Genomic DNA, 20494 nt, shown 5'->3' with positions numbered 1-20494 from the left:
TCAATTATTCATAAAGAAAGATTGCTTATTTAAGCATAGCCGTCGCAGCTTTAAATGCTGTCATTACGCCATAAGCTGCCTCAAATCAATCTTTCCCGCGCCAACCTTATTTAGAATTGCCATAACGACTATGCATCATTTGCTGCTAAAACAACCCGTTGGCTAATGATCCTTTACGGCATGACACGCTCTGCGCCCATGCCAACACACTATTCGGGAGCTTTATGGAGCTGCTCTGTCCCGCCGGGAACCTTCCGGCCCTCAAGGCTGCCGTCGATAACGGCGCCGACGCGGTGTATATCGGCCTGAAGGACGATACCAACGCCCGCCATTTCGCCGGCCTGAATTTTACCGACAAACGTCTGCAGGAAGCGCAGGAGTACGTGCATCGCCACGGACGAAAACTGCATATCGCCATTAATACATTTGCCCACCCTGATGGTTACGCGCGCTGGCAACGCGCCGTGGATATGGCGGCCCAGGCGGGGGCGGACGCGCTGATCCTGGCGGATCCCGCCATGCTGGAATACGCCGCCGCGCGTTATCCGCAGATTGAACGCCATGTCTCGGTGCAGGCGTCCGCCACCAACGAGGCGGCCATCCGCTTCTACCAACAGCATTTTGACGTGGCGCGGGTGGTGCTGCCGCGCGTGCTGTCGATGCATCAGGTGAAACAGCTGGCGCTTATCAGCCCGGTACCGCTGGAAGTGTTCGCCTTCGGCAGCCTGTGCATCATGGCGGAGGGGCGCTGCTATCTCTCCTCCTACCTGACGGGCGAATCGCCCAATACCGTCGGCGCCTGTTCACCGGCGCGTTTCGTGCGCTGGACGCAAACCGGCTCCGCCATGGAATCGCGTCTGAACAACGTCCTTATCGACAGCTACGGCCCGGACGAAAACGCCGGCTACCCGACGTTGTGCAAGGGCCGCTATTACGTGGACGGACAGAAGTATCATACGCTGGAGGAGCCGACCAGCCTCAATACGCTGTCTTTGCTTCCCGAACTGCTGGCGGCCAATATCGCCTCGGTGAAAATCGAAGGACGGCAGCGCAGCCCCGCTTACGTCAGCCAGGTGACCAAGGTCTGGCGCCAGGCTATCGACAGCTGTATCGCCAATCCCCAGGATTTTGCGCCGCTGCCCGCATGGACCGAGGCGCTGGGCGCGGTGTCCGAAGGAACGCAAACCACGCTTGGCGCCTATCATCGCCGCTGGCAGTAACAGGAGACCCGACATGAAATATGCATTGGGGCCGGTACTCTATTACTGGCCGAAACCGGATATCGAAGCCTTTTACCAGGCGGCGTGCGACAGCAGCGCCGATATCATTTATCTGGGCGAGACCATTTGCAGTAAACGCCGCGCCATGAAAACCGGCGATTGGCTGTCGCTTGCCAAAGCGGTGGCGTCCGCCGGCAAGCAGGTGGTGATTTCCACGCTGGCGCTGATTCAGGCGCCATCGGAATTAAGCGAGCTGAAACGTTATCTGGACAACGGCGAGTTTCTGCTGGAGGCGAACGATATCGGCCTGGCGCACCTCGCGGCGGAACACCGGCTGCCGTTTGTCGCCGGTCCCGCCTTGAATTGCTATAACGCCTATACCCTGCGCATCCTGCACCGCCAGGGCATGGTGCGCTGGTGTATGCCGGTGGAGCTGTCCAGGGAATGGCTGGGCAATATTCTGGCGCAATGCGACGAGCTCGGTTTTCGCGGCAGGTTTGAAGTGGAACTGTTCAGCTACGGCCACCTTCCCCTGGCCTATTCCGCCCGCTGTTTTACCGCGCGTTCGGAAAACCGGCCGAAAGACGAATGTGAAACCTGCTGCATTAAGTATCCGCAGGGGCGCGAGGTCTTGTCGCAGGAACAGCAGCGGGTATTCGTCCTCAACGGCATCCAGACCCAAAGCGGCTATTGCTATAACCTGATTAACGAACAGACCTCCATGCAAGGTATGGTGGATGTGGTTCGGCTGTCGCCGCAGGGAATGGATACCCTCGCCATGCTGGAGCGTTTTAGGGCCAACCAGCAGGGACAGCAGCCCCTGGCGCTGACGCGCGACAGGGACTGCAACGGCTACTGGCGGCGTATCGCCGGGCTGGAACTGGTGGAGTAGCGGGCGTCCCCAAGGCGTGCGCCGCGGATTCGGCGGTCGATAACCCTACAAATATTAGTAGTATCGGAAAGCGGAAAATTGGGTAATACTCATAGTTATCATTAGCCCGCAAAGCTATGGGCGACGACTGACTGTGAGTTTACTTATGATTAAACAACAACCTATCGCTTTTTCGCTGCTCGACCTGGCGCCGGTACCCCAGGGCTCCACGCCCCGGCAGGCGTTTGAATGCTCGCTTGATCTCGCCCGCCACGCCGAGGCCTGGGGCTATCATCGTTACTGGGCGGCCGAGCACCACAATATGACCGGTATCGCCAGTGCCGCCACCGCGGTGCTGCTGGGCTATATCGCAGGCGGCACCACCACGCTGCGGATAGGCTCCGGCGGCGTAATGCTGCCGAACCATTCGCCGTTGGTGATTGCCGAACAGTTCGGCACGCTGGCAACCCTTTACCCCAAACGTATCGATCTGGGCCTGGGACGCGCCCCGGGCACCGATCAGCGTACCATGATTGCCCTGCGCCGCCATTTGGCCGGCGAGGTGGATAATTTCCCGCGCGACGTGCAGGAGCTGTTGGGCTATTTCGACGACGCGAAGCCGGGCCAACCGGTGCAGGCCGTGCCGGGACAGGGATTGCATGTGCCAATCTGGCTGCTGGGCTCCAGCCTGTACAGCGCCCAGCTGGCGGCGGCATTGGGGCTGCCGTTTGCCTTCGCCTCGCATTTCGCGCCGGACCTGTTGTGGCAGGCATTGGATCTCTACCGCCGGAATTTCAAACCGTCCGCCTCCCTCGAACAGCCTTACGCCATGGTGTGTATCAATGTGGTGGCCGCCGACAGCGAACGCGACGCGCGTTTCCTGTTTACCTCCATGCAGCAGCAGTTCATTAACCTGCGCCGCGGCCGGCCCGGCCCGCTGCCGGCGCCGGTGCAGGACCTCGACGCGTTATGGTCGCAAGGCGAGCAATATGGCGTGGAACAGGCGCTGCGCATGTCGGTGGTGGGCGATCGCGATCAGGTGCGCGCCGGGCTGCAGGCGATTATCGATAAAACCGGCGCGGATGAGCTGATGATCAATGGCCAGATTTTTGATCACCAGGCCCGGCTGCGCTCGTTTGAGCTGGCGATGGCGGCGCGGTCGGCACTGACGGCGTAATCGCTTGTTAAATCCCACCTGACCCTGTCCCCCGAGCCGGGTTGCCTTCCGCCATAAAAAAACCCGCCGCAGCGGGTTTTTTTATCATTCAGCGATTATGCATCGCGGCGACGCGTGGTCGGCGCGGCGGCGGCATCGCCTTCGCGACGCGGCCCGCGCTGGCCGTCACGGCTGCCGCTGAAACGACGTTCCGCCGGCGCGCCGCCTTCACGGCTGCCGCTGAAGCTGCGACGACCGGCGGGAGCACCGTTGCCGCCTTCACGACGTTCGCCGCCAAAGGCGCCACGCGGCGCACCGGCACCGGCACCGCCGCCACGGCGTTCACCGCGCGGCGCGGCCACTGCTTCGCCGACAAACTGCATGTTCATCGGTTTATTCAGGATGCGCGTACGGGTGAAATGCGACAGCATATCGCCCGGCATGCCTTTCGGCAGCTCAATGGTGGAGTGGGAAGCAAACAGCTTGATATTGCCGATATAGCGGCTGCTGATATCGCCTTCGTTGGCAATGGCGCCCACGATATGACGTACTTCAACGCCGTCATCACGGCCCACTTCAATGCGGTACAGATCCATTTCGCCAACGTCGCGACGTTCACGGCGGGCCGGACGTTCGCCACCGCGATCGGCGCCTTCAGGGCGACGTTCGTCACGATCGCGGAACTCGCTGCGCGGACGACGATTAATGACCGGATCAGGCGGCAGGATCAGCGGGCGTTCGCCCTGGGCCATTTTCAGCAACGCGGCGGCCAGCGTTTCCATATCCAGCTCTTCCGCCGGCTGCAATTTAGCCAGCAGCGCGCGGTACATATCCAAATCGCTGCTTTCCAACTGGGCCTGGACCTTGGCGGCGAATTTAGCCAGGCGACGCTGGCTCAGGACGTCACCGGTCGGGATTTCCACTTCCGGAATGGTCAGCTTCATGATGCGTTCGATATTACGCAGCAGGCGGCGTTCGCGGTTTTCAACAAACAGCAACGCACGGCCGGCGCGGCCCGCACGGCCGGTACGGCCGATACGGTGAACGTAGGACTCAGAATCCATCGGGATATCGTAGTTCACGACCAGGCTGATGCGATCAACATCCAGGCCGCGCGCCGCGACATCGGTGGCAATCAGGATATCGAGGCGGCCGTCCTTCAGGCGGTCCAGCGTTTGCTCGCGCAACGCCTGGTTCATATCGCCGTTCAGCGCCGCGCTGTTGTAGCCGCTGTGCTCCAGCGCTTCCGCCACTTCCAGCGTGGCATTTTTGGTGCGCACGAAGATGATGGCGGCATCAAAGTCTTCCGCTTCCAGGAAACGGACCAGCGCTTCATTCTTACGCATGCCCTGCACCGTCCAGTAGCTCTGGCTGATGTCCGGACGGGTGGTGACGCTTGATTGAATGCGCACTTCCTGCGGGTCGTTCATAAAACGACGGGTAATGCGGCGAATCGCTTCCGGCATGGTGGCCGAGAACAAGGCGGTCTGATGCTTGGCCGGGATCTGCGCCATAATGGTTTCGACGTCTTCGATAAAGCCCATGCGCAGCATTTCATCGGCTTCGTCCAGCACCAGTCCGCTTAATTTGGACAGGTCGAGGGTGCCGCGTTTCAAATGGTCGAGCAAACGACCGGGCGTGCCCACCACCACCTGCGGACCCTGGCGCAGGGCGCGCAGCTGCACGTCATAACGCTGGCCGCCGTACAGCGCCACCACGTTAATGCCTTTCATGTGCTTGGCAAAATCGGAAATCGCTTCCGCGACCTGCACAGCCAGCTCACGGGTCGGCGCCAGCACCAGCACCTGCGGTACAGCCAGTTCGGCATTGATATTGTGTAATAAAGGCAGGGCAAACGCGGCGGTCTTGCCGCTCCCGGTTTGCGCCATACCCAAGACGTCGCGTCCCGCGAGCAGCTGCGGAATACATTCTAACTGGATCGGCGATGGTTTTTCATAACCCAGGTCGGTCAGGGCGTTCAGGATGGGGGTGGAAAGCCCCAGATCGGCAAAATTAATTTCTGCTTTGGTTTCAACTTCAGACATGTACACGTGCCTCATTTCATCATGGCGGCCAGTCTACATACCTCGTCGTGAAAACATTCATTCATTTTCATCAAAAGTGTGAACCGGCTCAAATTGGATTTAAAACGAACAAACAAGCCCTCACCCTTGCAGATGATAAAAAAGGTAATGGGCTGAATAGTTTAGTTCGTCAGCTATTGCTGGTCCGATTCTGATAGGTCGTCTTGCCCTTGGCCTAAGAGCGCCAATTCCAACAATGCATAGCGGTGCTCAACAAAGTTATGTACGTTGTTAGCGACCGTCAGTTTGAACAGCGCCGAAGCGGAGTTCTTGTCCCCCAGACTTAGGTAATGCTTACCTAAATAGAAGTCAGTTTCACTGAGATGCTCGGCGAGCGAAGTGTTATCCGTTGCGTCCGCCTTAAGGCGCTCCATCAGCGTAGTTTCACTGATGTCCCCCAGGTAGAACTCGACAATATTCCATCCCCATTGCCCCCTGTTCGCTTTTTTATAGCGCTGAGTCAGCGCATCTTTGGCTTTGTTGGTATCGATTTGTTTCTCAACCAGATAAAGCCACAGCGAACGGAAAGGATCATTTGGGTCGTCGCGATAAAACGCCTGCAGATCATCCTGCGCCAAACGGTAGCGGCCTCCATAATACAAGGCAATGCCACGGTTTAAATACGCGTAGTTGTAAGTTGGATCAAGCTCTAGTACAGAATCAAACGCTTCATAGGCAGCATCAAAATTGCCTGCCTGCGTCAAATAAATGCCGAGATAGTTAAAAACCTCAGGCATATCAGGCCGGATAGCCAACGCTTGTGAAAAATCATTTCGCGCCAGCGCTCTCAACCCGAGACTATCATACAGCACTCCGCGCTCATATAATAGCTGTGCTCGTTCATCATCGGTTAGTGCCCGGCTCGCCAGGATTTGTTCCATGCGTGCCAGGATGACTTCCTGTTGTAACGTCGGCTGTAATGGCACAGCTAAAACGTCATCTTTACGCCAATCAATGTTGCTGCATCCTGCCAGCATAAACGCCATCGCAACGAACCACCAGCGCAAGTAAGGCCTCATTTCCCACTCCCGAAGAAAAACATTGGATGAACGTCCTGTCCCCCATCGGCTTAACACAAGGCGTCCCGCCCTTGTGATACGAACAGCTCCCTACCCGGTAAGGAGCTGTAAAATGCGCTAACAGTTATTCTACTCTAATTCCGTGCTGATTATTCTACTTCCGGCACAACCTGATCCTGCCCGGGCGCGGTCGCTTCCTTGATGCTCAGGCGCACACGCCCCTGGCGATCGACTTCCAGGACCTTAACCGGGACTTCCTGACCCATCTGCAGGAAGTCGGACACTTTCTCCACGCGCTTGTCGGCGATTTGCGAGATATGCACCAGACCTTCCTTGCCGCCGCCGATGGCCACAAACGCGCCAAAATCAACGATACGGGTCACTTTACCATTATAGATGCGGCCCACTTCGATTTCAGCGGTAATCTCTTCGATACGACGAATGGCATGACGGGCTTTTTCACCATCGGTCGCCGCCACCTTCACCGTACCGTCATCTTCGATTTCGATGGTGGTGCCGGTTTCTTCGGTCAGCGCGCGGATAACCGAGCCGCCTTTACCAATCACGTCCTTGATCTTGTCGGGACTGATTTTAATGGTATGGATACGCGGCGCGAACTGGGAGATATCGCCGCGCGGAAGGCTGATAGCCTGTTCCATCACGCCCAGGATATGCAACCGGGCGCCTTTGGCCTGGTTTAACGCCACCTGCATGATTTCGCGGGTGATGCCTTCAATCTTAATATCCATTTGCAGCGCGGTCACGCCTTCACGGCTGCCGGCCACCTTGAAATCCATGTCGCCAAGATGATCTTCGTCGCCCAGGATATCGGACAGGACCACAAAATTGTCGCCTTCCTTCACCAGGCCCATCGCGATGCCGGCAACGGCCGCCTTGATAGGCACCCCTGCGTCCATCAAGGCCAATGACGCGCCGCAAACGGAGGCCATGGACGAAGAACCGTTGGATTCCGTAATTTCCGATACCACACGCACGGTATACGGGAATTCACTCGCTTTAGGCATTACCGCCAGCACACCGCGTTTCGCCAGGCGGCCATGGCCGATTTCGCGACGTTTCGGCGAGCCGACCATACCGGTTTCGCCAACGCAGTACGGAGGAAAGTTATAGTGTAGCAGGAAACGGTCGGTACGCTCGCCGGTCAGCTCATCAATGTTCTGGGCGTCGCGTTCGGTGCCGAGGGTGGCGGTCACCAGCGCCTGGGTTTCGCCGCGGGTAAACAGGGCGGAGCCATGGGTGCGCGGCAGTACGCCGGTACGGATATCCAGGCCGCGGATCATGTCTTTTTCGCGACCGTCGATACGCGGTTCGCCACGCAATACGCGGCTACGGACCACGGTTTTTTCCAGGCTGCCCAGCAGTTCCTTGATGTCGCCTTCGTCGAGGGTGTCGTCCTCGGCCTGCAGCGCGGCAACCACATCGGCCTTGATGGCGTTGACCTGGGCGTAGCGCTCAAGTTTTTCCGTAATATGGTAAGCATCGCCCAGGCGGCCTTCAGCCAGTGCGGCAACGCGGCTTTGCAGCGCGGCGTTGACTTCCGGGGCATGCCATTCCCATTTCGGTTTGCCGGCTTCGGCAACCAGGGCATTGATATTGTCGATGACAATCTGCTGTTGTTCGTGGCCGAACACCACCGCGCCCAGCATTTCGTCTTCGCTTAGCAGCTGCGCTTCGGACTCAACCATCAGCACGGCGTTCGCGGTGCCGGCGACCACCAGGTCCAGACGGCTTACGGCCAGTTCGGCCATGGTCGGGTTCAGGACGTACTGGCTATCGATATAACCGACACGCGCCGCGCCGATCGGGCCGCTGAACGGAATGCCGGACAGACTGAGGGCGGCGGAAGCGCCAATCATCGCCACGATATCCGGGCTTACCTGGGGATTGACCGATACCACGGTGGCAATCACCTGGATTTCATTGAGGAAGCCTTCCGGGAACAGCGGGCGAATCGGACGGTCAATCAGACGGGAAATCAGGGTTTCGCCTTCGCTGGGACGGCCTTCGCGACGGAAGAAGCCACCCGGGAAACGCCCGGCGGCATACGTTCTTTCCTGGTAGTTCACGGTCAGCGGGAAAAAACTCTGTCCCGGCTTGGCCTGCTTGGCCCCGACCACGGTAACGAATACCGCGGTGTCGTCCATGCTGACCATCACGGCGGCGGTCGCCTGGCGAGCCATCATACCGGTTTCGAGGGTGACGGTATGTTGGCCGTATTGAAACTTGCGCACGATCGGATTTAGCAAAATGATATCCTTTTTCAGGGTGAGCATAATCAGAAAAACTCACCGATGACTAACCCATCTTCTTATCGCATCCTCGCGACTAATGACAATCCTTACCCTGCGGATAAAGTCTCTCATTAGCCGCGCGTATGTCAGCAATTGAAGAATCTACTTAAGCAACAACGCATTACCGGGAAAGGTTATTGCTCCCTAGAAGAAAGGGGCCACATAAGGCCCCTTTCTACCGAAACTGTCTGGCTTAGCGACGCAGGCCCAGGCGCTCGATCAGGCCGGTGTAACGTGCGACATCTTTACCTTTCAGGTAGTCAAGCAGCTTACGACGCTGTGAAACCATACGCAGCAGGCCACGACGGCTGTGGTGATCTTTTTTATGTTCCGCAAAATGGCCTTGCAAATGGCTGATTTGAGCGGTCAAAAGAGCAACCTGTACTTCGGTGGAACCGCTATCGTTGGCATCACGGCCGAAATCAGTAACAATTTTAGCTTTCGCTTCAACACTTAGAGACATTATAACACTCCAGATTTATTGTGAAATACACAGGCGCCGATCTCTAATTCAGCAACCCCATTCATAAGCCGCGCTATTCTACTCTTAGCGCACCCCGATCGCAAGGCGCGCACTCAATCAAACGCGCGGTTCGGCCACCAGCCGCCGGGGGGCGACCAGGCCGGTTTCGGTGATTTCCCCCACGCCGAAAAAGCGCCGTTCCACCCCTTCGGTCAACCGGACCATACCCGTCCGCGCCGCATCGGCCGTGGCGACCGTTTGGCCCATTCTGACCAGGCCGGCGGCGGCCGGCGGCAAATTGAGCTCGGGCATATCATCCACCGCGCTGTCCATCGGCAGCAGCAGGCTGTCAAGCGCGGCGAGGGTGGCCGGCGCCAGCGGATCGGCGGCGGCCAGCGCCTGCAACTGTTCCAGCGTGACCATGCGCTCCGCGGGATAACGCGCCACCGCCAGGCGGCGCAGAACAATCACATGGGCGCCGCAGCCCAGCATTTCGCCCAGATCGTCGACGATCGTGCGGATATAGGTGCCTTTCGAGCAATGGATTTCCAGCTCGACGCTATCCTGATCCCAGCGGATCAACTCCAGCGCATACAGGGTAATCAAACGCGTGGGACGGGGTACATCTATTCCCTGGCGCGCATATTCATACAGCGGTTTGCCCTGGTATTTCAGCGCCGAATACATCGAGGGCGTTTGCGGCGTTTCGCCGCGAAAGCGCGCCAGGGCCTGCTCCAGCCGGACCTGATCGATTGCCACCGGACGCTCGCTGATGATAATGCCCTCGGCATCGGAGGTATCGGTGCGCTGGCCCAGCCGGGCCACCACCCGGTAGCGCTTGTCCGCATCAAGCAGATGCTGGGAGAATTTAGTCGCTTCCCCCAGGCAAATGGGCAGCATACCGGTGGCGAGCGGATCCAGCGCGCCGGTGTGCCCGGCTTTATTGGCGTGGAACAGCCGCTTAACTTTTTGCAGCAAATCGTTGGAGGAGAGGCCCATCCCCTTGTCCAGCAATACGATGCCGTCAATATCGCGGCCGCGACGACTTGGGCGGCCCATCAGTCTTCCTTGCCCTCGCCGCCCTCGTCGGGTTCGGCTTCGCTGCGGCGGGCGCGATCTTTTTGCACCACCTGGCTGACCAGGTTGGACATGCGCATGCCTTCCACCAGCGAGTTATCGTAGGAGAAGGTCAGTTCCGGCACGACGCGCAGGCGCATGGCCTTGCCCAGCAGGCTGCGGATAAACCCTGAGGCGTCCTGCAGCGCGGTGATGCCGATTTTTATCTGCTGTGGTTCGTTATCATTAAGGAAGGTCACGAACACCTTGGCGTAGGCCAGGTCGCGCGACACTTCCACGCCGGAGACGGTGGCCATGCCGACGCGGGGATCTTTGATTTCGCGCTGCAGGATGATGGCAATTTCTTTTTGCATTTCCTGGGCGACGCGCTGGGTTCGGCTATATTCTTTTGCCATTATAATTTCTCCAGACAAAACAGGGGGCATAAGCCCCCTTGCATCAATAAATGTTCGCGGCGGTTTACTCGATGGTGCGTTGAATCTCGATGGTTTCGAAGACTTCAATCACATCACCCGGACGGACATCGTTGTAGTTCTTCACGCCGATACCACATTCCATGCCGTTGCGCACTTCGTTGACGTCATCCTTGAAGCGGCGCAGGGATTCCAGCTCGCCTTCGTAGATCACGACATTGTCGCGCAGCACGCGGATACGGTTGTGACGCTTCACCACGCCTTCCGTCACCATACAACCGGCGATGGCGCCGAACTTCGGCGAGCGGAACACATCGCGCACTTCGGCCAGGCCGATGATTTCCTGGCGATATTCCGGGGCCAGCATACCGCTCATGGCCTGTTTGACTTCATCAATCAGGTCATAGATAACCGAGTAGTAGCGCAGGTCCAGGCTTTCCGCTTCAACCACCCGGCGGGCGGAGGCATCGGCACGAACGTTGAAGCCCAGGATGATGGCGTTGGACGCCGCGGCCAGGGTGGCATCGGTTTCGGTGATGCCGCCGACGCCGGAGCCGACAATCTTGACCTTAACCTCAGCGGTGGACAAGGCTTCGAGAGCATCGCAAATCGCTTCGGTGGAGCCCTGAACGTCGGCTTTCAGCACGATATTCAGCTCGGAGACTTCGCCTTCGGTCATATTGGCGAACATATTCTCCAGCTTGGACTTCTGCTGGCGCGCCAGTTTGACTTCGCGGAATTTGCCCTGACGGTATAAGGCCACTTCCCGCGCTTTCTTCTCGTCACGCACCACCGTGGCTTCATCACCCGCGGCGGGCACGCCGGACAGGCCGAGGATCTCTACCGGGATGGAGGGGCCGGCCGAGGAGACTTCACGTCCCAACTCGTCGCGCATCGCGCGCACACGGCCGTACTCAAAGCCGCACAGGACGATATCGCCTTTATTGAGCGTGCCTTCGCGCACCAGTACGGTCGCAACCGGGCCGCGGCCCTTATCCAGGAAGGATTCAATCACCGCGCCGCTGGCCATGCCGTTGCGGATGGCTTTAAGCTCCAGCACTTCGGCCTGCAGCAGGATAGCGTCAAGCAGTTCGTCGATACCGACGCCGGATTTCGCCGACACGTTGACGAACTGGCTTTCGCCGCCCCATTCTTCCGGGATCACGCCGTACTGGGTTAACTCGTTCTTCACCCGATCCGGATCGGCTTCGGGTTTGTCGATTTTATTCACCGCCACCACGACCGGCACCTTCGCCGCCTTGGCGTGCTGAATGGCCTCGATGGTCTGCGGCATCACGCCGTCGTCAGCGGCCACGACCAGCACCACGATATCCGTCGCCTGGGCGCCGCGCGCACGCATGGCGGTAAACGCCGCATGTCCGGGGGTATCCAGGAAAGTGATCATGCCATTCTCGGTTTCCACATGGTAGGCGCCGATATGCTGGGTGATGCCGCCGGCTTCGCCTGCCGCCACTTTCGTGGAGCGGATATAGTCGAGCAACGAGGTCTTACCATGGTCGACGTGACCCATAATGGTCACCACCGGCGCGCGGGGTTCGGCCGCCGCGTCGATATCGCGGTCGCTCATCACCATTTCTTCGAGTTCATTCTCGCGGCGCAGGATAACTTTATGGCCCATTTCCTCGGCCACCAGCTGCGCGGTTTCCTGATCGATAACCTGGTTGATGGTCGCCATGGCGCCGAGTTTCATCATCGCCTTGATAACCTGGGAACCTTTCACCGCCATTTTATTGGCCAGTTCGGCAACGGTGACGGTTTCGCCAATCACCACATCGCGGTTAACGATCTGGGCGGGCTTATTAAAGCTCTGCTGCAGCGTGCTTGGCTTGCGCTTGCCTTTACGGCCCACGGCGCGCGCTTCTTCACGGTCGGCCTTGGATTCGGACAGACGGCTGGTCTTTTTCTGTTTGGTCGCCTTGCCGCCGCGCGTGCGGGCGCGACGCTCACCTTCGACCTTACGGTCGTTTTCATCTTCCGCCTCGCGGGCGTGATGAGAGGTGGTGACGTGATAGTCACTGGCATCTTCTTCCGTCGGTTCCGGCGTGGCAACCCAGGTGCCGCCGTTTTCTTCCGCCATCCGCTTGGCTTCTTCGACAGCGAGGCGTGCACTTTCTTCAACCTTGCGACGCGTTTCCTCTTCCGCTTTACGTCTAAGCTCAGCGGCCTCGGCTTCACGGCGGGCTTTTTCGACCGCCTGTGGTGACTTAGTCATATTATTGGTCTGCTGGTTGGTCAATTTTTCACTTTCCGCTGCCACACGCTTCGCTGTATCAGCGGCCTCACGTTTGGCTTTATCGTCGGCCGCACGTTTTGCTTTTTCTTCGGCTTCATGCTTGGCTTTTTCAGCGGCTTCATGCGCAGCACGCTCTTCAGCCTCACGAAGGGCCAGTTCTTCCGCTTCACGTTTAGCCAGCTCTTCCGCTTCCGCCTGTTCGGCGGACTGGGGATCGCGTTGCACGTACGTGCGTTTCTTGCGGACTTCTATTTGCACCGATTTACTTTTACCGCCTGTACTCGGAATATTCAAGGTACTGCGGGTTTTACGCTGTAAAGTGAGTTTATTCGGCGCGCTGCCCCGCTCACGGTTCAGGTGCGCTAATAACGTTTGTTTTTCATGCTGGGTCACAGAATCGGCTTCGGTCTTGTCGATACCAGCATCAGCAAACTGCTGTACCAGGCGATCGACCGGAGTCTGAATTTCTGCGGCGAGCGATTTTACGGTTACATCTGTCATGCTGTTCCTTTCCTGCTACAGTTTATTACGCGTTGTCGCCAAACCAACAGATATTGCGCGCGGCCATAATCAGCTCACCGGCTTTTTCACTACTCAGCCCTTCAATATCTGACAGGTCATCGACACCCTGTTCGGCAAGATCTTCCAGCGTACAAACACCGCGCTCCGCCAGCTTGAACGCCATTTCGCGCTCAAGCTCCGGTAGACTTAACAGGTCTTCAGCCGGCTTGCCCCCGCCGCGATTCTCTTCCTGCGCCAGGGCGAGCGTGGTCAGGGCGTTTTTCGCCCGCTCACGCAACGCTTCTACCATTTCTTCATCAAGCCCTTCGATTTCCAGCAGTTCCTTCATTGGGACATACGCGAGTTCTTCCAATGAGGAAAAGCCTTCTTCAACCAGTACCGTGGCGAATTCTTCATCAATGTCCAGATACTTGGTGAAGATATCGATGGCGGCATGGGCTTCGGCCTGATGTTTCTCCTGCAGATCCTCGACGGTCATCACGTTCAGCTCCCAGCCGCTTAGCTGCGAGGCCAGGCGGACGTTCTGCCCGTTACGGCCGATGGCCTGGGCCAGGTTGCCGGATTCCACCGCGATATCCATCTGGTGCTTGTCTTCATCGACCACGATGGAGGCCACGTCGGCCGGGGCCATGGCGTTGATGACAAACTGCGCCGGATTATCATCCCACAGGATGATATCGATACGTTCGCCGCCCAATTCGCTGGACACCGCCTGTACGCGCGCGCCGCGCATACCGACACAGGCGCCGACCGGATCGATACGCTTGTCGTTAGTTTTCACGGCGATTTTAGCCCGTGAACCCGGATCGCGGGCGGCGGCCTTGATCTCAATGACCTCTTCGCCGATTTCCGGTACTTCGATACGGAATAATTCTATCAGCATTTCTGGGCGGGAACGGCTCACAAACAGCTGGGCGCCGCGTGCTTCCGGACGTACTGAATAAAGAACACCGCGGATACGATCGCCGGGGCGGAAGTTCTCGCGCGGCAGCATGTCTTCACGGCCAATCACCGCTTCGGCGTTGCTGCCCAAATCGAGGCTGATATTGTCGCGATTGACTTTTTTCACTACGCCGGTGACGATTTCGCCTTCATGCTGGCGGAACTGATCCACGACCATGGCGCGTTCGGCTTCACGCACTTTCTGGACGATAACCTGTTTAGCGGTTTGGGTCGTGATGCGGTCAAATACCACGGATTCAATTTCGTCCTCGACGTAACCGCCTAATACGGCCGCCGGATCTTCAAACTGCGCCGCGTCAAAGGTGATTTCGCGCGTCGGCTGCGTGACTTCATTCACGATGACCCAACGGCGAAAGGTTTCGAAATCGCCGGTTTTCCGATCGATATTGACACGAACCTCAATCTCTTGCTCGTATTTTTTCTTTGTTGCCGTAGCCAGTGCAGTTTCCAGCGCTTCAAAAATTTTTTCGCGCGGAACCGCTTTCTCATTGGAAACTGCTTCAACAACAGCCAGAATTTCTTTATTCATCCTAGTTGCCTCATTAAAACGTTAAAAGTGGGGTACCAGGTTCGCTTTCTGGATGTTGCTTAAAGCGAACACTTCATCTTTTCCTTCCACCGTCACCGTGATCATTTCGCCGTCAACCGTTTTAATGATTCCCTGCCATTTGCGACGGTTTTGCACCGCAATGCGCAAAACCACGCTGACTTCTTCACCGATGAACTGCGTATAATGCGCGGCGGCGAATAACGGACGATCGAGGCCCGGAGAAGACACCTCGAGGCTGTAGGCCACTTGGATCGGATCCTCGACGTCGAGCACCGCGCTGACCTGGCGGCTGACATCAGCACAATCATCGACGGTGATACCCTTGTCACTATCAATATAGATGCGTAACGTTGACTGCCGGCCCCGGATGAATTCTATGCCTACCAGCTCATAGCCCAAGGCTTCCACCGGTGCGGCGATCATCTCAGTCAATTTTTGTTCTAATGTGGACAAGCCCACCCCCAAGACATAAAAAAAGGGCTAAAAAGCCCAGTATTTCTGTAGTTTAATAACAAAAAACCCCGAAAATTCGGGGCTTTTTGCGACTGGGACCCTGTAAGCCGCAAAGCGGCTTTACAACATTCCATAGAATCTTTTTTCAAACGCCGCTGCGATATCAAACAGTATAACGTACTGGGCAGTATATTTGAAAAAGAACTCTAAGGGAAAGTGGTTGCGGGGGCCGGATTTGAACCGACGACCTTCGGGTTATGAGCCCGACGAGCTACCAGGCTGCTCCACCCCGCGTCTGAAAACGTTGCAAATATTACGCCGATAACCATAAAAAAGCAAGTTATCATTACATAACAAACGGTAACGTTGAGCAAAAGATCCCGCCAATCTCATGTATTTACGGCCTTTTAAGGGCCATAGCGTTTTTTTCCTAGCGGAAAATGACGCCGGCAAACCACCGATACTGCAACGCCTGGTAGAAACCGCACGCGGCTGACGTTAGCGATTGGGGAGGCAGAGTATTTCATAACACCGGCGGTCGGGCAAGCCTTCTTTCAGCGCGCGCCGACATCCGGTGATGGGAAGAGAGCGTCGACCCGCGGGCGAAAAGCACAGCGCGCGCGGCTATGCTTTTCCCGGCCAACCATCACAGGCAATACCGCGAGAGTCATGGCTTATCAAATAGCTTGCGCAGCTCTGCCACGCTCTTGCCGGCATCGTGGACCGTTGGTCCCGCGCGCCCAACCGGCGCATTAACGGCGCCGTTATTAACGCCCCCGGCAATGGTGGACTCAGTACCCGCCGTCCGGTCTGGAACCGCCACTGACCTGGCGTTGCTAAGCCATGGCGGACGCGGCGGGACCACCGGCTTTTCAGGCGCGCGCGCCGCAAAAGCCGGTTCGCCGGGCGGCGTGACGTTCCGGTGAAGCGCCGTAGGGGTAAACCAGGGCTTATAGGTATCCGTTCTGGGGTCATATGCCACCAGGCTATTGATCGCCGATTCGTACTTCGGCGTTACCAATGCCTTCCTCACCGACGGTTGGTTCAACTGGTCAGCGATAAGCTGCGCGGTGCGCATCTTCACGACGTTGAGCTTGTCGTTCACGGTCATTATTGCGCATAACTCAGCCAGGCTGCCGAAGATTGCTTTGGGATCCTGCAAAACCTCCCTTAGCGCGCCGAGTACCTCGCCGCTGTGGCTATCCCGGCTATCCAGGGTCAGCCCGGTAATGGTCATCGCGGTACCCGGGATAGTCTCCGGCTGCATGAAGCTAATGGTGTGTCCGGTAATCTTGATATTGCCGGAGGCAAAAAGGGGACTGCCGGGGTTATTGATTAAATAGTCCCTGATTTCTTTACCATTGACTGCCAGTGAATCGCCGTCATTCAGCAAGGGGCCGATAACATGGTCAGGCCGCACGGTCCTATAGACCGGCTTGGTGAGCATATCCCTAACGCTTGCATGGGAAGAGCGGCGCGCGGCGGCGGCTATCCTCTTGCCGGCGATGGCGAGTTTATCCAACAGACGCGCCATGCCATGTCCAACCGCCCAGGATGTTTGTTTAATACCGGAGCGCAGCGTCAGCAGTGAATTCTTTGCCCCGGAGAGTTTACCGACAAACGCGGAACCCATGTTTTTTAGCGCCCGCCCGGCGGCGGCGGCGTCGATTTTATCTTGCTCAGTGCGCGTTAACCGCTCTTGCCAACCCCTGTATTCCGGGGGCTGTTGCCCTGGCGTAAAGGATACTGTTGTCATTTTACTCCCCCACTTTTTCATTAAATGCTCGGATGCATTTTGGCGACAATACTCTTGGCGCGATCCGCCATCCCGGCCCAAAGCCGGCCATGTAAAATTATTTCGCTGCTAATTTCTCATATCGCATGGGCGTATAATTGTATAAATCGCTTATGGTCAAATGAATGCCGGCACGGGAAAGAGGGGTGTCATTCAAGGGGGAAGATTAGGGTAACATCGAATTGAAGAAGGGTAAGCCTGTTTGCCCGCCGGTTTGACGGTGCTTAAAAAGCAAAAAGACGTCCAGCGACGTCTTCTATTTAAACTTGGTACCGAGGACGGGACTTGAACCCGTAAGCCCAATCGGGCACTACCACCTCAAGGTAGCGTGTCTACCAATTCCACCACCTCGGCACTGATTTTTTCACATCCGCTGCATTGCGCAACCAGTTATCTTTTTATCCGGCTGGTTACCGGTTATTTTCAGGTATTACTTAACGCCGTGACGCTATTGTGAGATACCGGCATTTCTGCACACCGACATCCCTGGACACCCGCACTTGGGCATACCAGCATTTGCTCACTCCGGCGTGTTTCTTTTCGCCCGTCGCTTCAGATAAAACGGTACCTATTACTGCGGGATATCGTTATTCGGTTTCGCCGGCGCTTCGGACGGTGCCTTTTGCGCTTGCGGAGCCTGGTTCAAATTATCCCACTCGCTGCCTTTCTGGCTGTGGCTGCCGCTAAGGTTGCCCAACACCAGACTGAGGATAAAAAACAGCGTTGCCAGCACGGCCGTCACACGGGTCATGAAGTTACCGGAACCGCTCGAACCGAACAGGGTCGCGGAAGCGCCTGCGCCGAAAGAGGCCCCCATATCAGCACCTTTACCTTGTTGCAGCATAATCAGCGCAACCAGCCCGACAGCTATCAACAGGAATATGACTAACAGAGCTTCGTACATAATCTTTTCAGTATCCTTGCGGGTTAAACCGCGCGTTAGGCTATGGCCCCAATCCGGTTGTCACAATCTCCGACTGGAGCGGGTGTGAATACTAACTAAAGCCGTTAAGTCGTGCAAGGGCAAATTGCGGCTAACGCGCTGATTGCGGAAAAAAACGTCATCCGCGCAGCGGGAAGCGCGCTTGCCCGCGCGCCATGCCGCTTAATCCGCCGCTTTTACCGCATCGGCAATAAGATGCGCCAGGCGGTTAACCTGTTCCGCATCCTCCCCCTCCACCATAACCCGGATCAGGGGTTCGGTACCGGATTTACGCAGCAGCACCCGGCCGCGCCCCGCCAGGGCTATCTCGACGTCCGCCTGCGCCTGTTTTACCGCCGCCGATTCCAGCGGATCGCCGATGCCGGCAAAGCGCACATTCACCAGGATTTGCGGCAGCAGACGCATGCCGCTGCACAGATCGTGCAGGGTCATATGATTGCCCACCATGGCGGAGAGAACCTGCAATCCGGCGATAATGCCGTCGCCGGTGGTGGTCTTATCCAGCAGGATCACGTGGCCGGAATTTTCCGCGCCGATGCGCCAGCCCTTCTCCTGCATTTTCTCCAGCACGTAACGGTCGCCTACCTTGGCGCGCACAAACGGGATACCCAACTGCCTAAGCGCCAGTTCCAGCCCCATATTGCTCATCAGCGTACCCACCACGCCGCCGCTGAGCTGGCCCTGGCGCAGTTTTTCCCGGGCGATGATATAGAGGATCTGATCCCCGTCCACCTTGTTGCCCAGGTGGTCGATCATAATCACCCGATCGCCGTCGCCGTCATAAGCAATGCCAAGATCGGCCTTGTCTTCCAGCACGCGCCGCTGCAACAGGCGCACGTCGGTGGCGCCGCACTCCTGGTTGATATTCATGCCGTCCGGCTGGCAGCCTATGGCCACCACCTGCGCCCCCAGTTCGCGCAGCACGCTGGGGGCGATGTGGTAAGTGGCGCCGTTGGCGCAATCCACCACGATTTTTAATCCCTTCAGGCTGCTGTTGCTGGGAAACGTGCCTTTGCAGAACTCGATATAGCGGCCCGCCGCGTCGACAATGCGGCTTGCCTTGCCCAGCTCGGCGCTTTCCACACAGGTCAGGTTTTTTTCCAGCTCGGCTTCGATGGCCTCCTCCACCGCATCCGGCAGCTTGGTGCCGTCGATGGAGAAAAATTTGATGCCATTGTCGTAATAGGGATTATGGGAGGCGGAAATGACAATGCCCGCTTCCGCCCGGAAGGTACGGGTCAGGTAGGCAATGGCCGGGGTGGGCATCGGCCCGGTAAAGGCGGCGGACAATCCCGCCGCGGCCAGCCCCGCCTCCAGCGCCGACTCCAGCATATATCCCGAAATGCGCGTGTCCTTGCCGATAATGATTTTACGCGAACCATGTCGCGCCAGTACCTTGCCCGCCGCCCATCCCAGCTTCAGCACAAAATCAGGGGTAATGGGGCTTTCGCCGACCTTGCCGCGAATACCGTCGGTGCCAAAGTATTTATGGTTACTCATACAAATAGTGATTCCTTCGCTAAAAGAGTCGCGGTGACGATTTGCATCGCCTCGACGGTTGCCTTGACATCGTGGACGCGAATTATCTGCGCGCCCTGCATGGCGGCAATCACCGCGCAGGCCACGCTGCCGATAACGCGTTGTTCCGCGGGCGCCTGGTTAAGTTGGCCTATCATGGATTTGCGCGACATCCCCACCAGGAGCGGCAGGCCGAAATGATGGTAATCCCCCACCCGGGCCAGAAGGCGGTAATTATGCGCCAAATCCTTGCCGAAACCGAAACCCGGATCGAGCAATAGCTTGTTTTTCGGGATTCCCGCCGCCACGCAGTCGGCGATACGCCCGGCGAAAAAGCGATCTACCTCCGCCAGGACATCGTCATAATGCGGCGCCTGCTGCATGGATCGCGGTTCACCCTGCATGTGCATCAGGCAAACCGGCAGTCCGCTGTCGCGGGCCGCCTCCAGGGCGCCAGGATCGCGCAGGGCGCGGATATCGTTTATCAAATGGGCGCCCGCCGCCGCGCTCTCGCGCATCACCAGCGCGCGCGAGGTATCCACCGAGATTGCCACATCCAGCCGCTGCGCCAGCGCGCTGACGACCGGCAGCACGCGGTCAGCCTCTTCCTGGTCGCTTACCGGGGCGGCGCCGGGCCGGGTGGATTCCCCGCCGATATCAATCAGCGTCGCGCCGGCCGCAACCATGGCCTGCGCATGGGCCAGCGCCGCGTCAAGCCGGCGATACTTGCCGCCGTCGGAAAAGGAGTCCGGCGTGACGTTCAGGATCCCCATCACCTGCGGGGAACCCAGATCGAGTACGCGCTGGCCAAGCTGAAGTTGCATACGATTTTCTCCTTTGAGCAATACGTGGTGCGAATCGGCGTCCTGGCGTCATCGTCG

Annotated in this window: 17 protein-coding genes and 2 tRNA genes; 4 read left to right on the top strand and 15 right to left on the bottom strand. The window is 57.8% G+C overall.

All coding sequences use genetic code 11. The features are described from left to right. The first annotated feature begins 224 nt into the window (after positions 1-224). The 3 genes from ubiU to ACL2XQ_RS03225 all read left to right on the top strand — a co-directional run bounded on the left by ubiU (position 225) and on the right by ACL2XQ_RS03225 (position 3268). Positions 225-1220: a ubiquinone anaerobic biosynthesis protein UbiU gene (gene ubiU, locus ACL2XQ_RS03235; RefSeq protein WP_410016502.1), complete on the top strand. Its 996-nt coding sequence runs from the start codon at positions 225-227 to the stop codon at positions 1218-1220. Positions 1221-1233: 13 nt separating this feature from the next. Continuing rightward, positions 1234-2112 carry a U32 family peptidase gene (locus ACL2XQ_RS03230; protein WP_413740052.1) on the top strand — a complete coding sequence of 293 codons (879 nt, stop codon included), beginning with the start codon at positions 1234-1236 and terminating at the stop codon, positions 2110-2112. 145 nt (positions 2113-2257) lie between these two features. After that, positions 2258-3268 (top strand): luciferase-like monooxygenase, encoded by a 1011-nt coding sequence (locus ACL2XQ_RS03225; RefSeq protein WP_410016504.1) that lies wholly within the window; start codon positions 2258-2260, stop codon positions 3266-3268. Positions 3269-3363: 95 nt separating this feature from the next. On the opposite strand, the gene ACL2XQ_RS03220 is transcribed toward ACL2XQ_RS03225, so the two are convergent. The 12 genes from ACL2XQ_RS03220 to ACL2XQ_RS03165 all read right to left on the bottom strand — a co-directional run bounded on the left by ACL2XQ_RS03220 (position 3364) and on the right by ACL2XQ_RS03165 (position 17506). Beyond that, positions 3364-5292 (bottom strand): DEAD/DEAH family ATP-dependent RNA helicase, encoded by a 1929-nt coding sequence (locus tag ACL2XQ_RS03220; RefSeq protein ID WP_413722095.1) that lies wholly within the window; start codon positions 5290-5292, stop codon positions 3364-3366. Between the two features lie 173 nt (positions 5293-5465). Further along, entirely contained in the window at positions 5466-6350 is an 885-nt protein-coding gene (gene nlpI / locus ACL2XQ_RS03215) for a lipoprotein NlpI (RefSeq protein WP_410016506.1), read from the bottom strand. A gap of 149 nt (positions 6351-6499) precedes the next feature. Further along, on the bottom strand, positions 6500-8617 hold the full coding sequence (gene pnp / locus ACL2XQ_RS03210; protein ID WP_410016507.1) for a polyribonucleotide nucleotidyltransferase: 2118 nt from the start codon (positions 8615-8617) through the stop codon (positions 6500-6502). Positions 8618-8855: 238 nt separating this feature from the next. Beyond that, the gene (rpsO, locus tag ACL2XQ_RS03205) at positions 8856-9125 is read right to left on the bottom strand and encodes a 30S ribosomal protein S15 (RefSeq protein ID WP_331123068.1); all 270 of its coding nucleotides are present in this window, start codon (positions 9123-9125) and stop codon (positions 8856-8858) included. Positions 9126-9242: 117 nt separating this feature from the next. Continuing rightward, positions 9243-10184 (bottom strand): tRNA pseudouridine(55) synthase TruB, encoded by a 942-nt coding sequence (truB, locus tag ACL2XQ_RS03200; protein WP_413728887.1) that lies wholly within the window; start codon positions 10182-10184, stop codon positions 9243-9245. Then, positions 10184-10597: a 30S ribosome-binding factor RbfA gene (gene rbfA / locus ACL2XQ_RS03195; RefSeq protein WP_410016509.1), complete on the bottom strand. Its 414-nt coding sequence runs from the start codon at positions 10595-10597 to the stop codon at positions 10184-10186. The genes truB and rbfA overlap by 1 nt, the downstream gene beginning before the upstream one ends. Positions 10598-10661: 64 nt before the next feature. After that, a complete protein-coding gene (gene infB, locus ACL2XQ_RS03190) occupies positions 10662-13370 on the bottom strand; it encodes a translation initiation factor IF-2 (protein ID WP_410016510.1) in 2709 nt (902 codons plus the stop codon). A 25-nt stretch (positions 13371-13395) separates the two neighbouring features. Further along, positions 13396-14883 (bottom strand): transcription termination factor NusA, encoded by a 1488-nt coding sequence (gene nusA, locus ACL2XQ_RS03185; RefSeq protein ID WP_410016511.1) that lies wholly within the window; start codon positions 14881-14883, stop codon positions 13396-13398. Positions 14884-14904: 21 nt separating this feature from the next. Beyond that, the gene (gene rimP / locus ACL2XQ_RS03180) at positions 14905-15357 is read right to left on the bottom strand and encodes a ribosome maturation factor RimP (protein WP_410016512.1); all 453 of its coding nucleotides are present in this window, start codon (positions 15355-15357) and stop codon (positions 14905-14907) included. A gap of 217 nt (positions 15358-15574) precedes the next feature. Further along, a tRNA-Met gene (locus tag ACL2XQ_RS03175) sits at positions 15575-15651 on the bottom strand. A 373-nt stretch (positions 15652-16024) separates the two neighbouring features. Continuing rightward, on the bottom strand, positions 16025-17113 hold the full coding sequence (locus tag ACL2XQ_RS03170) for a hypothetical protein (RefSeq protein WP_413740051.1): 1089 nt from the start codon (positions 17111-17113) through the stop codon (positions 16025-16027). Between the two features lie 306 nt (positions 17114-17419). Next, a tRNA-Leu gene (locus ACL2XQ_RS03165) sits at positions 17420-17506 on the bottom strand. Between ACL2XQ_RS03165 and ACL2XQ_RS03160 the strand changes: the two genes are divergently transcribed. Continuing rightward, positions 17481-17609: a hypothetical protein gene (locus tag ACL2XQ_RS03160; protein WP_410016514.1), complete on the top strand. Its 129-nt coding sequence runs from the start codon at positions 17481-17483 to the stop codon at positions 17607-17609. The genes ACL2XQ_RS03165 and ACL2XQ_RS03160 overlap by 26 nt on opposite strands. Before the next feature lie 114 nt (positions 17610-17723). Here ACL2XQ_RS03160 and secG read toward each other — a convergent pair whose 3' ends face one another. The 3 genes from secG to folP all read right to left on the bottom strand — a co-directional run bounded on the left by secG (position 17724) and on the right by folP (position 20437). Beyond that, complete coding sequence (gene secG, locus ACL2XQ_RS03155) at positions 17724-18056, bottom strand: preprotein translocase subunit SecG (RefSeq protein ID WP_410016515.1); 333 nt, start codon at positions 18054-18056, stop codon at positions 17724-17726. Positions 18057-18257: 201 nt separating this feature from the next. After that, positions 18258-19595: a phosphoglucosamine mutase gene (glmM, locus tag ACL2XQ_RS03150; protein WP_410016516.1), complete on the bottom strand. Its 1338-nt coding sequence runs from the start codon at positions 19593-19595 to the stop codon at positions 18258-18260. Then, entirely contained in the window at positions 19592-20437 is an 846-nt protein-coding gene (gene folP / locus ACL2XQ_RS03145; RefSeq protein WP_413740050.1) for a dihydropteroate synthase, read from the bottom strand. The genes glmM and folP overlap by 4 nt, the downstream gene beginning before the upstream one ends. Between the last annotated feature and the right edge of the window lie 57 nt (positions 20438-20494).

This window comes from Sodalis sp. RH14 (assembly GCF_047324285.1).
In the GTDB taxonomy this organism is placed as follows: Bacteria; Pseudomonadota; Gammaproteobacteria; order Enterobacterales; family Enterobacteriaceae; genus Acerihabitans.
This window is presented reverse-complemented; position numbering and strand designations above follow the sequence as displayed.

What these genes read in the sequence shown, in the direction of transcription:
- ACL2XQ_RS03225 (WP_410016504.1), top strand. Translation starts at nt 2,258, where the DNA reads ATGATTAAACAACAACCTATCGCTTTTTCGCTGCTCGACCTGGCGCCG.
- ubiU (WP_410016502.1), top strand. Translation starts at nt 225, where the DNA reads ATGGAGCTGCTCTGTCCCGCCGGGAACCTTCCGGCCCTCAAGGCTGCC.
- secG (WP_410016515.1), bottom strand. Translation starts at nt 18,056, where the DNA reads ATGTACGAAGCTCTGTTAGTCATATTCCTGTTGATAGCTGTCGGGCTG.
- nlpI (WP_410016506.1), bottom strand. Translation starts at nt 6,350, where the DNA reads ATGAGGCCTTACTTGCGCTGGTGGTTCGTTGCGATGGCGTTTATGCTG.
- ACL2XQ_RS03170 (WP_413740051.1), bottom strand. Translation starts at nt 17,113, where the DNA reads ATGACAACAGTATCCTTTACGCCAGGGCAACAGCCCCCGGAATACAGG.
- infB (WP_410016510.1), bottom strand. Translation starts at nt 13,370, where the DNA reads ATGACAGATGTAACCGTAAAATCGCTCGCCGCAGAAATTCAGACTCCG.
- glmM (WP_410016516.1), bottom strand. Translation starts at nt 19,595, where the DNA reads ATGAGTAACCATAAATACTTTGGCACCGACGGTATTCGCGGCAAGGTC.
- rpsO (WP_331123068.1), bottom strand. Translation starts at nt 9,125, where the DNA reads ATGTCTCTAAGTGTTGAAGCGAAAGCTAAAATTGTTACTGATTTCGGC.
- ACL2XQ_RS03220 (WP_413722095.1), bottom strand. Translation starts at nt 5,292, where the DNA reads ATGTCTGAAGTTGAAACCAAAGCAGAAATTAATTTTGCCGATCTGGGG.
- rbfA (WP_410016509.1), bottom strand. Translation starts at nt 10,597, where the DNA reads ATGGCAAAAGAATATAGCCGAACCCAGCGCGTCGCCCAGGAAATGCAA.
- folP (WP_413740050.1), bottom strand. Translation starts at nt 20,437, where the DNA reads ATGCAACTTCAGCTTGGCCAGCGCGTACTCGATCTGGGTTCCCCGCAG.
- truB (WP_413728887.1), bottom strand. Translation starts at nt 10,184, where the DNA reads ATGGGCCGCCCAAGTCGTCGCGGCCGCGATATTGACGGCATCGTATTG.
- ACL2XQ_RS03230 (WP_413740052.1), top strand. Translation starts at nt 1,234, where the DNA reads ATGAAATATGCATTGGGGCCGGTACTCTATTACTGGCCGAAACCGGAT.
- nusA (WP_410016511.1), bottom strand. Translation starts at nt 14,883, where the DNA reads ATGAATAAAGAAATTCTGGCTGTTGTTGAAGCAGTTTCCAATGAGAAA.